The organism is Candidatus Accumulibacter phosphatis (assembly GCF_000024165.1).
Lineage (GTDB): Bacteria > Pseudomonadota > Gammaproteobacteria > Burkholderiales > Rhodocyclaceae > Accumulibacter > Accumulibacter phosphatis.
Genome location: NC_013194.1, coordinates 73,757 through 86,914 on the forward strand (window position 1 = coordinate 73,757; position 13,158 = coordinate 86,914).

10 protein-coding genes are annotated in these 13,158 nt (G+C 57.8%); 9 read left to right on the top strand and 1 reads right to left on the bottom strand.

Going from position 1 to position 13,158, the window contains the following annotated elements; genetic code table 11:
• Positions 1–24 precede the first annotated feature (24 nt).
• Positions 25–963: an ROK family protein gene (locus tag CAP2UW1_RS00325; protein WP_012806894.1), complete on the bottom strand. Its 939-nt coding sequence runs from the start codon at positions 961–963 to the stop codon at positions 25–27.
• Between the two features lie 537 nt (positions 964–1,500).
• Between CAP2UW1_RS00325 and CAP2UW1_RS00335 the strand changes: the two genes are divergently transcribed.
• The 9 genes from CAP2UW1_RS00335 (at position 1,501) to CAP2UW1_RS00370 (ending at position 13,123) form a co-directional block, all read left to right on the top strand.
• Positions 1,501–2,559 (top strand): Gfo/Idh/MocA family protein, encoded by a 1,059-nt coding sequence (locus CAP2UW1_RS00335; protein WP_012806895.1) that lies wholly within the window; start codon positions 1,501–1,503, stop codon positions 2,557–2,559.
• A gap of 2 nt (positions 2,560–2,561) precedes the next feature.
• Complete coding sequence (locus CAP2UW1_RS00340; RefSeq protein ID WP_012806896.1) at positions 2,562–3,137, top strand: acyltransferase; 576 nt, start codon at positions 2,562–2,564, stop codon at positions 3,135–3,137.
• Positions 3,134–4,204, top strand: coding sequence for a glycerol-3-phosphate dehydrogenase/oxidase (locus CAP2UW1_RS00345; RefSeq protein ID WP_012806897.1), 1,071 nt, complete (start codon positions 3,134–3,136; stop codon positions 4,202–4,204). Before CAP2UW1_RS00340 ends, CAP2UW1_RS00345 begins: the two co-directional genes overlap by 4 nt.
• Before the next feature lie 56 nt (positions 4,205–4,260).
• On the top strand, positions 4,261–4,569 hold the full coding sequence (locus CAP2UW1_RS25165) for a hypothetical protein (protein WP_199931532.1): 309 nt from the start codon (positions 4,261–4,263) through the stop codon (positions 4,567–4,569).
• A complete protein-coding gene (locus CAP2UW1_RS25885) occupies positions 4,517–6,148 on the top strand; it encodes an aminotransferase class I/II-fold pyridoxal phosphate-dependent enzyme (RefSeq protein ID WP_291911560.1) in 1,632 nt (543 codons plus the stop codon). The genes CAP2UW1_RS25165 and CAP2UW1_RS25885 overlap by 53 nt, the downstream gene beginning before the upstream one ends.
• A 277-nt stretch (positions 6,149–6,425) precedes the next feature.
• Entirely contained in the window at positions 6,426–7,424 is a 999-nt protein-coding gene (locus CAP2UW1_RS00355) for a glycosyltransferase family 2 protein (RefSeq protein WP_012806899.1), read from the top strand.
• Positions 7,421–8,746 (top strand): lipopolysaccharide biosynthesis protein, encoded by a 1,326-nt coding sequence (locus tag CAP2UW1_RS00360; protein ID WP_012806900.1) that lies wholly within the window; start codon positions 7,421–7,423, stop codon positions 8,744–8,746. The genes CAP2UW1_RS00355 and CAP2UW1_RS00360 overlap by 4 nt, the downstream gene beginning before the upstream one ends.
• Positions 8,743–11,061, top strand: coding sequence for a fused MFS/spermidine synthase (locus CAP2UW1_RS00365; RefSeq protein WP_012806901.1), 2,319 nt, complete (start codon positions 8,743–8,745; stop codon positions 11,059–11,061). Before CAP2UW1_RS00360 ends, CAP2UW1_RS00365 begins: the two co-directional genes overlap by 4 nt.
• A gap of 7 nt (positions 11,062–11,068) precedes the next feature.
• A complete protein-coding gene (locus tag CAP2UW1_RS00370; protein WP_012806902.1) occupies positions 11,069–13,123 on the top strand; it encodes a glutamine amidotransferase in 2,055 nt (684 codons plus the stop codon).
• Positions 13,124–13,158: the final 35 nt, after the last annotated feature.

Here is a 13,158-nt window from a genome sequence, read left to right on the forward strand (position 1 = left end):
GGATTGGTCAGGAGTCCGGTTGTTTCACGCCTCGTCCCACAGCCACGCGGCCCCGCGCACGCCGGAGGAGTCCCCATGCACGTTGGGCAGCAGGCGGGTGCGCACCTCGTCGGAGAAGACGTGCGCTGTCCACAACATCGGCACGCTTCGATACAGGCGCTCAAGATTGGAAAGGCCGCCGCCAAGCACGATCACGTCCGGGTCCAGGATGTTGATCACTTGGGCCAGCGCCTTCGCCAGGCGCCGTTCGTAGCGCTGCAGTGACGCATTGGCAGCAAGGTCACCGGCGCCGGCGCGAGCGCCGACGGCTTCGGCAGTCAGCGATTCCCCGTGGTGGCGCCAGTGGTCCAGGCTGAGCGCGGGACCGGAGAGCCACGTTTCGACACAGCCCGAACGCCCGCAGTAGCACGCTGGTGGCGGCAGGCCTTCCTCTTCGGCCGACGGCAGCGGATTGTGGCCCCATTCCCCGGCAATCCGGTTAACCCCGGTCAGTACCCGCTGATTGACGACAATTCCCCCGCCGACACCGGTGCCGAGGATGACCCCGAAAACGACCTCCGCACCTCGTCCAGCACCATCGATCGCTTCCGAAAGGGCAAAGCAGTTGGCGTCGTTGGCCAAACGTACTTCGCGCTGCAGCAGCCTCTGAAGGTCGTCCCGCAGTGGTCTGCCGATCAGGCAGGTGGAGTTGGCATTCTTGATGTGACCGGCCGCAACGGATTCGGTACCGGGAATTCCTATCCCGACGCTGCCTCGCCCACCGAGATCGTCTTCGGCGGCAGCAACCAGTTCCGTGACGACCCTGATTGTCGCCAGGTAATCGCCTTGCGGGGTCGGACGACGGCGCCGCCGCAGCACGTTCCCGGACTCGTCGAGAGCGACGAGTTCGATCTTCGTACCGCCGAGGTCAATCCCGATTCGTAAGCGTCTGAACAATCTCGTTCTCGTGCGCTGCGTGGCCATGAGGCGCGCCTTTCCTCTTGCGGCCATCCCGGATCCTTGCAGGGGGCAGTATGTGACCCACACGGCTGATGAACTGGGCTATCATGGACAGGTTATGGTTGCGGAGCGACGGACTATAACAACATTGCTTGAAGCTGTCCCCCATGTGGTCACGCTGATACTGAGTAGCGGCATCGACATCGCGCGCGGTACGATCGGCTTTTTGGGCTTGACCTTGGAGGAGAGTTAGTCGTCCGGATGTCCGCACCAGGAAGGTCGCCGATCTGGTGCGTGAGCTGGAGGGATGGAGCATCAGGATCGTCGTTTCTCATGCATGGGCATATCCTGACGATTTGGCCAACGAATATGGTTTATCACGTGGAATCGTCGATGCTGCACATCTGCTGGACGGTTTGGTTCTCTCTGTCCGGCTCAACGAACTTAGGCTTGAATCTCATGCGGAATCTCGCTCGCTCTACCGTGCTGACATGCCTTTCTTGCCGCCATCCCAGCCAGCCCTGATGCCGGCTTCACAGTATTTCGCCCGCAGGAGGAAAAATGCGCAACTACCCCACCATCACCGGCCGGAAGATCCGCCTGGCGCTTGTCGGATGCGGGCGAATCGCGGCCAATCACTTCGCGGCGATGGAGCAGCACGCCGAAGATGTTGAAATCGTCGATGTTTGCGACGTTGACCGCAACGCGCTCGACAAGGCTGTCCAGCGGACTCTTGCCCATGGACACCTTAGCATGACCGAAATGCTCAAGGCGAGCACGGCGGACCTCGTCGTGCTCACGACGCCCAGTGGCCTGCATCCGGAGCAGACGATTGAAATCGCGGAATCCGGGCGCCATGTGATGACCGAAAAGCCGATGGCCACGCGCTGGCATGATGGCCTGCACATGGTCAAGGCTTGCGACGAAGCCGGCGTGCGGATGTTTGTCGTCAAGCAGAATCGGCGTAACGCCACCTTGCAACTCTTGAAGCGTGCCGTCGAGCAGAAACGGTTCGGACGCATCTACATGGTCAATATCAACGTCTTCTGGACGCGGCCACAGGAATACTACGACAGCGCCAAATGGCGCGGCACCTGGGAGTTCGACGGCGGCGCGTTCATGAATCAGGCAAGCCACTATGTCGATCTGCTCGACTGGCTGATTGGCCCCATCGAGAGCATTCAGGCCTACACGGCCACATTGGGACGGGATATCCAGGTCGAGGACAGCGGCGTGCTCAGTGTCCGCTGGCGTTCCGGTGCGCTGGGCTCGATGAACGTCACCATGCTGACCTACCCGAAGAATCTCGAGGGCAGCATCACGATACTCGGGGAGAAAGGCACAGTCCGCGTCGGCGGCGTTGCGGTCAACGAGATCCAGCACTGGGATTTCGCCGAGAAGATGCCTGAAGATGATAAAATTTCCGCCGCAAACTATGAAACCACATCCATCTATGGCTTTGGCCACCCGCTCTATTACGACAACGTGATCAAGGTCATGCGCGGTGAAGCGGAGCCGGAAACCGATGGCCGCGAAGGCCTCAAGTCGCTCGAAACACTGATTGCGGCGTACCTCGCTGCCCGTGACGGCAAGCGAGTTGCGCTGCCTCTGGATTACTGAACATGGTGCTCTCCATACACCCTTCTGCAATTGTCGATGAGGGCGCACAAATCGGCGATGGTAGCCGCGTCTGGCATTTTGCCCACATTTGCGCTGGTGCCAGGATTGGCACAGACTGTTCCTTCGGCCAGAACGTCTTCGTCGGTAACGACGTAGCGATCGGCAACAACGTCAAGGTGCAGAACAACGTTTCCATCTACGACGCCGTGCAGATCGAGGACGACGTCTTCTGCGGCCCAAGCATGGTGTTTACCAACGTGTACAACCCGCGTTCCGCGGTCACCCGCAAGGATGAGTATCGCCCGACGACAATAAAGCGGGGCGCGACTCTTGGGGCGAACAGTACGATCGTCTGCGGGGTAACGGTTGGTAGATTCGCCTTTGTCGCTGCGGGTGCGGTGGTGACTCGTGACGTCAAGCCCTATGCTCTGATGGCTGGTGTGCCGGCCAGACAGATAGGCTGGATCAGCAAGCATGGCGAGCGTCTACGGCTGCCCCTGGAGGGAGACGGAGTAGCGCAATGCCCGGTGACGGGTGAGACCTACAAGCTGACGGGGACGACGCTGGCGGTTGAATGAAGGTAGCGGTCATCGGCGGCGGGATCAACGGGGTCATGACCGCCTGGGCCTTCGCCCGGCGCGGCGACAGCGTAGACCTATTCGAAAAGGGCCGGCTGATGTCGGCCACCAGCCACTCCTCCTCCAAGATGTTGCACGGCGGCTTGCGCTACCTCGAACACGGCCATCTGAGGCTGGTTCGCGAGGCACTCCAGGAGCGCTCTTGGTGGATCAGACAGGCGCCGGAATTTGCCAGACCGCTTGAGTTGCTGATTCCAATTTACCGGAACGGCGAGCGCGCCAAGTGGCTGGTCGGCGCAGGCATCAGGCTCTACGATCTGCTCGCAATCGGATCGGGGTTCCCGCGGGGCCGTTGGTACAGCGCCGACGAGGTGGTCGAACGCTTTCCCGGCTTGAAACGCGACGAGTTGCTGGGCGCCTACGGTTACTGGGATGCCCGTATGGATGACTACCGGCTTGGCCTGTGGGCAGCAGAAAGAGCCGGGGAATCAGGTGCCAGGCTCCACGAGTTCACCGCCGTGCTCAAGGTCCATCCGGCGACGGGAGAGGTTGCCCTGGACGGATCCAGTGCCCGTTACGACCGTATCGTCAACGTCGCCGGCCCCTGGGCGGAAACACTCCTCGCCAGGTCAGGCGTGGCAAGCGCCTACCGGCTTGACTTGATCCGTGGCAGCCACATCGTCGTGCCTGGCAAGCTCGAGCACGGTTGCGTTCTGCAGGTGCCGGGTGAGAAACGCATCCTGTTCGTTCTCCCGCACGGAGAAAACACCCTGCTCGGGACTACCGAAGTCAGCCAGGCCGACCCCGATCATTGCCTGCCCAGCGATGAGGAAATCGACTATTTGACTACCAACTACAACCGTTGCTTTTTTGAGGTCGTTGCGCGTCAGGATATAATCTCAAGCTTCGCCGGAATTCGACCGATTGTTGCGAGCAAGACCGATTTTTCCGCGGCCAGCCGGGAATCGGTCATCGAGCGCCAAGGCAGGCTGATAAACGTCTTCGGCGGCAAGTGGACCACCTCGCGGGCCCTTGCCGAAGCAGTCGTCACGAAATCACAGTATTGAGAGAAACTATGGAAGCTCACTTCATCGACCTGAAACAGCTATAAGGAGACGTAGTCGTGCGTGCGGAGATTTTGATTCAACTAGGCCAAGCCAAATTGCTAAATCCACTCTACCTGAAGCCGGATGCACCCACCCATTACCACATTGAAGTGCCTGATGATGCGCTCCTCGACGCTCGCGACTATCTTGAAGAACAGCCCCGGCCAGCCGATGTTGCAACAGTGCCCCCAGCCCGACCGGGCAGCTTGCAAGAGCGGCTGAACCAACTACTTGGTCCCCTGGCAAGAATAAGGCCCAGCGCAAGCATTGGGGATGATTATCAAACAGTTCAAGATGCAATGGAGGAACGTTATTGTGGACGTTAATACACACAAGCAAACTGACATACAGCTTGTATTCGACACTAATGTCCTGGTCGATGCACTGACCGCGCGCGGGCAATATTTCGCCTGCGCGGTCGATTTGCTGGAGATGGTGCGCAATGGCAAAGTTGAAGGCTGGTATGCGCATCATACGCTTACTTCGGTTTATTACTTGCTGGAGCGTGCCTTTGCAGCAGAAACGCAAAACCGCAAGACCGCGACAGATCTAGCGCAAACATTGTTGCGCGAATTGCTCCAGTTTCTGAGACCCTTGCCGCAAGTTGGTGACGAGTTGCGGCGCATTCACTCGATGCCCGGTGATGATTTGGAAGACCTCCTGATTGTTCATCTGGCAAGTAGCTATCTACCCAATCCGCTGGTTGTCACGCGCGATAAGTGGTTTTTGCAGCATTCTTCTCTGGCGGCGGCTCACCCCAAGGAGATTATTGAAAGGGGCTTGACCGCTTGGCAGTCTAGAGGCCAGCCGATCCCTTTTGCGGATTTAACCACGCAACAGCATTGCATACGCCCTCAGCTTGAACGCAACATGCATCGCGTTCTTCACCACGGCCAATACATCATGGGTCCTGAAGTGGCCGAACTCGAAGGCAAGCTCGCCGCTTATACAGGCGCCAAGCACTGCATCACGGTCGCCTCTGGCACCGAAGCACTCCTCATTGCCCTGATGGCGCTGGGCATCAAACCAGGCGAGGAAGTCATCACCACGCCCTTCACCTTCGTCGCCACCGCCGAAGTTATCGTCCTGCTGGGTGCCGTTCCGGTTTTTGTCGATATCGAACCCGACACCTGCAACATCGATGCCAGCAAGATCGAAGCCGCGATCACCTCGAAGACCCGCGCGATAATTCCTGTCAGCCTCTATGGTCAACCGGCGGACATGGACGAAATCAATGCCATCGCCGCTAGGCACGGCCTGACGGTCATCGAAGATGCCGCGCAGAGTTTTGGCGCCGAATACAAGGGCAGGAAGAGTTGCAATCTGTCGACCATCGCCTGCACCAGCTTCTTCCCGAGCAAGCCGCTGGGCTGCTATGGCGACGGCGGGGCGATCTTCTCCAGTGACGAAAATCTGGCCAAGGCCATGCGCGAGATCCGCGTGCACGGCCAGGAGAAGCGCTACGTGCATACGCGCATCGGGGTGGGTGGGCGCATGGATACACTGCAATGCGCCGTGGTGCTTGCAAAGCTGGAAAGATTCGACTGGGAAGTTGAGCAGCGCCTGAAAATTGGTGCCCGCTACAATGCACTGTTTGCCGGCAAGGTGCAGACCGTCACCCAGCGCCCGGACCGGACCAGCGTCTTTGCCCAATACACGGCCTTCATTGAGAACCGCGAACAGGTTCAGGAAAGACTCAAGGCGGCGGGGGTGCCGACTGCGGTACACTACCCCGTGCCGTTGCATCTGCAGCCGGCATACAGGGGAGGCTGCCAAGTGCATGGCGGAGTCAAGACCGCCGAACGGATGGCGCAAAGGGTAATGAGTTTTCCGATGAGTGCCGATCTTTCCGTAGAAGACCAAGAAAGAGTCGTGGCTGCAGCGCTTGAGGTTGTCAGGAACTAACCAATGGGGTGGCGTTGGCTTATTTCATGTTCTGTAAATGCGTAGCGCACTGGGTTTGCGATACTGGGGCGGTAGAAGCGATGAGTCGCCCCTTGGATTGTTCGACCATGCGCAGCATCCTCGGGATTCAGCCATTGTAGTATGTTCGAGCGCGAGAACCCTGCGCGAAATTGTTCTTTCGCCAACCCGAGTGCCAATATGCGCACGACTGACATTTCTTATGAAACAGTTAGTGACAATTGTTATTGAGTATTAATCAACGAAGGGTTTTGTGATAATGTACAAGAATTGCTCGGTAGCAGTAGTCGTTCCTGCATATAACGAAGAAACACAAATAGCCGTGGTTATTGAATCCATGCCAGATATTGTTGATGTGATTGTCATAGTCAACGATTGCAGCAAGGATCAGACATCCCAAGTTGTAAGACGGCATTCTGAATTTGGCTCCGGAAGAATCGTCTTGCTGGAGCATGCAGAAAACCAAGGGGTTGGTGGCGCCATTGCCACAGGGTATAAATGGGTTAGAGATAACAACTACGATGTTGCGGTGGTAATGGCTGGCGACGGACAGATGGCCCCCGACGACTTGCCCGCTATTCTCGATCCAGTGGTGGATGGTGAGGCCGATTACACCAAGGGTAATCGGCTGGTTACGGGAGAAGCCTTCAAGAAGATTCCCAAGATCCGCTTCTTTGGCAACTCCGCCTTGTCACTCCTGACGAAGATCGCTTCGGGATACTGGCACGTCGCCGATTCACAAACAGGTTACACGGCCATTAGCCAGTCAGCTTTACAAGCTATCGATTGGGATAACATGTACAAGCGGTACGGGCAACCCAACGACCTGCTGGTCAAGCTGAACGTAGCCAACATGCGAGTTGTGGATGTGCCCATCGAACCAGTCTACAACGTGGGAGAAAAGTCGGGCATCAAGGTTCGCAAGGTTATCTTCACCATCGGCTCTTTGCTGGTGCGCTTGTTCTTCTGGCGACTCAAGGAAAAATACATCATCCGCAACTTTCATCCCTTGGTGTTCTTTTATGCCATGGGGCTTGGCGGGTTGGCGCTGAGCTCGATCCTCTTCGTGCGCATGCTTTCGATGTGGATCGGTAGCGGCAATGTTCCAGAAATCACTTTTCTCGGAAGTCTGTTTTCATTCTCCCTCAGTGTTAATTCACTTTTTTTCGCCATGTGGTTCGACTATGACGAGAACAAGCACCTGAATCCGCCGCTGAAACATCGTGAAACACGCCGCAAGTCCACTCAAGCGGAATGATACGCCCGCTCATCGCGCAGGCTCTGCATAGTCTTCGACACCAAAAACTATCGCAGGACATAGCGTTCTCGCTCGGTAGTTTTGCCGTTCTGGCGATCAGCGGCATCGTGATCAATATAGTGATCACCGTATTTCGCGATGCGGCTGCGCTTGGTGTCTTCAATATCGCATACGCTGTCTATATCGTGGCGTCGCAAGTTGCGGTATGGGGCCTTCACTACTCGGTACTTCGGCATGCAGCCTATCATGCGAGCGATCAGGAGGCACGGGGGCACATGCTGCTGACTGCAGCGGTCTGCTCAATCGCCATGGGCTTGGGGGCCGGTGCGGTTGTCTTCCAGGCTGAGCCCCTCTTTGCAGTTGCGTTCAACAGCGAGACGACCGGAGCAGCGATACGCAATACTGCTCTGGGACTGACTGTCTTCCCACTCAACAAGGTGTTGATTGCCTACTTGAACGGCCTGCGCGAAATGAGGGCCTACGCCGTGCTGCAGGCACTCCGTTACCTGATGATCATGGCGCTTGTGGCGCTGGTTGCTGCATCGTCCCTGCCCATCGAGGTTTCCACGTTCTGCTTCTTCGTTGCCGAGCTGCTTACGTTAGTAACGGCGTGCCTGTACATCGCCAGCAGGCGTTTGGTCGGCACCTTGGGTTTCAGGCGGTCCTGGGTTGTACGCCACTACCAGTTCGGCACCAAGGCGCTGGCAGCCGGGCTGTTTACCGAAGTCAACTCCCGGGTGGATGTGCTGATGATCGGCATCTTCCTGTCCGACCGTGCCACCGGGATCTACAGCTTTGCAGCGATGTTGGTGGATGGCGTTTACCATGTGCTGGCCATGGTTCGGATCAATTTCAATCCGATACTGGTGGCAGCCATACGCGACAGGGACTGGCGAACTGTGCTAAACCTGCGCCGGCAGGCTCGCCGGATTGTGCTGCCGGTAACCATTGTCCTGGCACTCGGCCTGATCGCTACCTACTACGTATTCACGGCTTGGGTGATGCCGTCTGAAAAGGGTCTGCTGGAAGGTTTGCCTTCGCTGGCAATCCTGCTTGGTGGGCTAACCCTGATTTGCTTTCTGGTTCCTTTCGACAACCTGCTCATGGTTTCTGGTCACCCCGGATACCAGACACTGCAGCAATTGGTTTTGGTGGTAACCAATATAACCGTGGCTGTATTGTTGTTGCCCCTGCTCGGTATCGAGGGTGCTGCGTTGGGTACTGCTGTCAGTTACGTTGCTGGTGTCTTGACAATGGCTATTTTCGCCAACCGTTTGTTGGGCTGGAATCTGTTCACCAACACCATAAGGTCTGCCGAGTGAGTAATACGAGATTCATTTCCGGGTTGCTTGGCGCGGCCATCCTGCTGTCGGGGTTCGCGGCCCTCTGTTATCAGGTCACCTGGCAGCGGGCATTGACCCAGTCCATCGGCGCGGACGCAATCGCGGTGGTTCTGGTCGTTACCATATTCATGACTTGGCTTGGTGTGGGTGCCGCGCTGGCACGCAGTCTTTTGCGCCGATCTCGTCGCCGCATCGCCTTCAACTATGCCGTGGTGGAAATGGTCATCTCGATGTGCGGGCTGGTCTCGGTACCGGTGCTGCGAGCAGCCAACGGTGCGTTCGCGCTGACCGGCATCGACTCGGTGTGGGCCGACTTCGCCCTTAATCTCCTGGTGCTGGCGATACCCATCATTGGCATGGGTATGACCACGCCCCTGATCGTACATGCTGCGCGCCAGGCGCTTGATAACTTCGGCCGCACTGTCGGCTATATCTATGGTTTGAACATCCTTGGTGCAGCTGCCGGTGCGTTAATCAGCGGCCTGGTGTTGTTGGAATGGCTAGGATTGCAAGGCGTCACGCAGCTGGCTGCTGTTCTCAACATGCTGGCCGCTTGTGCTGTGCTGCTTGCACTGCGAAAGTTTCCGCCCGATGCTGCCGATCCAGCGCCAGAAGGACAATTGCCGTTTGGGCGCATCGACTTGGCCGCCATTCTGTTCGGCTTCGGTACCTTGGCCATGCAGGTACTTTACTTCCGCATACTACATGCCTACCTTACCCTGTCCACGCTAGTATTCCCGATAGTGCTTTCTGCCTACCTGTTGCTGATGTCGCTCGGCCAGTGGCTGGGTGGCTGGCTGGCGGACCGCTTTCAACGCCGCTTGGCTGCCATCGCCGCGGCTCTGTTCGCCGCTGGCTCGTTGCTGATGGTGGCGGCGCTGAACATGCCGCCGAACTGGGCGATCCCCTTCGGCGCGCTGCGCTTTACTGCCTTCAATGGTTCGCTGCTACTTGAGAATCGCCACCTGATCGGCGACCCGCCTGTCCTGGGTGCCCTTTCCTTCTCGCTGCTGTTCATGATGTCGGTGGCTGCCTGGTCGGCTCTGTTCCCGGTGCTGTTGAAGGTGGCGACTCGCCACATCGACGAGGCCGGCGCAAGTTTTGGCCACCTCTACGGTATGTACACGGTCGGCAACGTGGCCGGCACCTTCCTTACCGGCGCGCTGATCCTCGCCTGGGTAGGCACGACGGGAGCCGCGGCCTGCGCGATCGTGGTGGTCGGGGCTGGCGCCTGGCTGCTGCTGGGCGGCCGTGGCGAGGCGGAACCTGAGCCCGCGCTGGGCCGAGGCTTGGCCGCCGTAGGACTCTTGGCGGCATTGCTCGTGCCTGCGAATTTTTATGGCAAGTTCCAGCTCGACAACTACAGCATCTCGGACGTATTCGAAGGACGGGTAGGTGTCGCCACGGTAAGCCCTACAACCCGCTTCTATCATATCGTCGACATGAGCCGGACCGCTTCGGCCTCGGCGATGGTGCGCGAGCCGGGTCCCGGTGATTCCTACGAAGCCTGGCGCTGGAATCACTCGGAGTTGATGGCGCTCGATCCGTCGTTTCGGCCCCGTCGCGTCCTGGTGATCGGCATCGGCCACGCTTACTTGCCGCATGCACTGCTGGACCTGCCCTCCGTGCAGGAAATTGTGGTGGTCGACCTGTCTCCGGAAATCGTCGGTGCGGTGAAGAAGCACACCGCGACTTCCGCCCGCCGCGTGTTCAGCGATCCTCGCGTCAGAATCGTCATCGCTGATGGCAGGCGCTACGCTCAGTCAGCCCTGAAGCGTGGTGAGCGCTTCGATCTCGTGCAGATCAAGATTAATGAGCCGTGGCATGCCGGCTCCGGCAACCTGTTTTCGGTGGAATTCTTCCGCATGATCAAGGGATTGCTCGCGGAGGGCGGCTATCTCGGAGTGCGTCCCTTGGTCGGCCACCTGTCGGATGGCATGCAAGTGTTCGATGGAGCCCTTTATCCGGGCTACTACCATCTATTTTTCAAGAATGGCGAGATACCTTTAGTCGAGCAGGCTGTGGTTACACCCGATATCGCTGATGCATGGCGACGGGAACTTCCGGGTGCGGCTGCCCTAGGCCCGTCGCGCAACGGCGCTCTGGAAATCATGCAGTTCGACGCCCGGAGTCCGCGGCCGCAGATCGACCTCAACACGGACGATCGACCAACCTTTGAGTACTACTGGCTACGGCAACGTCTGGGTACATGGATTTCGCCGCGGGATGGCTTGGACAATCCGCGTTTCAATGAGTATCGGCGAACCGTTCCGGTCCTGACGCCTTTGGAGTGAATAGATCATGTGTGGAATTTTCGGAATAGCGTTGCGGCAAGGTGCAGATATGCTACCCGACACGGTGCGCAAACTGCTTACGAATCTCTATGTTTTTTCGGAAAGCCGCGGCAAGGAATCTGCGGGACTTCACCTGTACCTTCCTGATGCTGCAAGTGCCTGGACCCTCAAGGGGGCCCAGGCTGCCACCGAACTGTTGCGAACCAAGGCTTATAAGGAGGCGCTGTCGCAGGGCCTGACGCTCGCCTATGGTAGTTCCAAAGACTCCTTGGCGCAGCCGCTGATCGTAATGGCACATTCCCGCTTGGTGACAAATGGCACTGCGGCGCTGGATCGCAACAATCAGCCGGTGCGCTGGGGCGGGGTGAGCATGATTCACAACGGAATTGTGGTGAATGTCGACAAGCTTTGGCAAACCAACCCAGACTTGAAGCGCGCGGCGGAAGTCGATACCGAGGTGATGGCGGCCGTGATTGATCGATCTCTCCGTCAGGAATTCGATCCTATCAAGGCTACTCGAACCGTTTTCTCAGCGATCAAAGGCGCTGCTTCGGTTGCCTGGGTACACGAAGAGGCCTCCACGGTGACGTTGGCGACCAACACCGGTGACCTCTACGTTGCAACATTGCCAGAAGAAATGGGTCTGGTTTTTGCATCGGAGCGCTACATCCTGACCGAAGCCCTGGCAAAGACATTGGGTAGGGAAGGGGCTGCGTCCATCATGAGTAATTTGGAATGGCTGCAGGCGGGTAACGGGCTGGTCTTCGACCTCAACGCGGCTGGTTCTGCCAGACACTTTGGTCTTGCGCCGGATGCCGACCTCGTAGCAATGGCCTGTATGCGCCATCTGGCGGCTCGCCAACACGACATTGGCGCGGCAAGCAGCAACCCAGCGCCAGTCGGATTCTCAAACCAGGTAGATGAAAAGCTGGTGCGTTACGGAGAGGAGCGTATTCGTGGGTTGCGCCGCTGTACCTGCTGCGTGTTGCCAGAGACATTCCCTTTCATTGAGTTCGACGAGAAGGGTGTGTGTAATTACTGTCGCAGCTACAAACCTCGTTATGCCGGCATGCATCCTACAGAGACGCGCAAGACCTTTATCGATTCGTTAGTCAAGTACCGGCGCAATGGTAAGGAACCGGATGTGCTGGTGCCGTTCAGCGGCGGTCGTGACTCCAGCTACGGTTTGCACCTGATCCATGAGGAATTCGGCTTGCGCCCGATTACTTTCACCTACGACTGGGGGATGGTGACTGATCTCGCGCGCCGCAATGTCGCGCGAATGTGTGGGCAGTTGGGGATCCCGAATATTCTGGTGTCGGCCGACATCAAGGCCAAGCGAGAGAATATTCGCAAGAATGTTGCTGCATGGCTGAAAAAGCCTGACTTGGGAATGGTCCCTTTGTTCATGGCCGGGGACAAGCATTTTTTCCGGGTGGTCAATCAACTCAAACGTCAAACCGGTATTGCTCTGGACCTGTGGTGCGCAAATCCGCTCGAGAATACTGATTTTAAGTCAGGCTTCTGTGGGGTACGCCCCGACTTTGATAAGAGCCGCGTCGACTACCTTTCCATCGGGCGCAAGGCGCAGATGGCGGCTTACTATGGGGCCCGTTTCCTGAGAAATACGGGTTATCTCAACGCTTCCCTTCTCGATACATTTGGCGCATTCGTTGCCTATTATTTTGAACCTAGGCGCGACTTTTACTTCATTTTCGACCATTTCATCTGGAACGAGGATGAAGTCAATAAGACGCTATTGTCTACCTACGATTGGGAGCTTTCCCCTGATTCGCCCAGTACGTGGCGGATCGGTGATGGCACGGCGCCGTTCTACAACTACGTTTACATGACCGCGCGCGGTTTTAGCGAGTTCGATACCTTCCGCAGCAATCAGATCCGTGAAGGCATGATTACGCGAGAGATGGCACTCGAATCAATTGCCGTGGAAAATCGCCCGCGTATGGAGTCGCTACGGTGGTACCTTGCAACCATCGGACTCGATTTCAACGAGACCATCCGCCGCGTGAACGAGCTGGACACGATGGGGCTACACCGATGAGGCCAGCGCACGCGCGGTGGGCTGCCAAGAGCCTG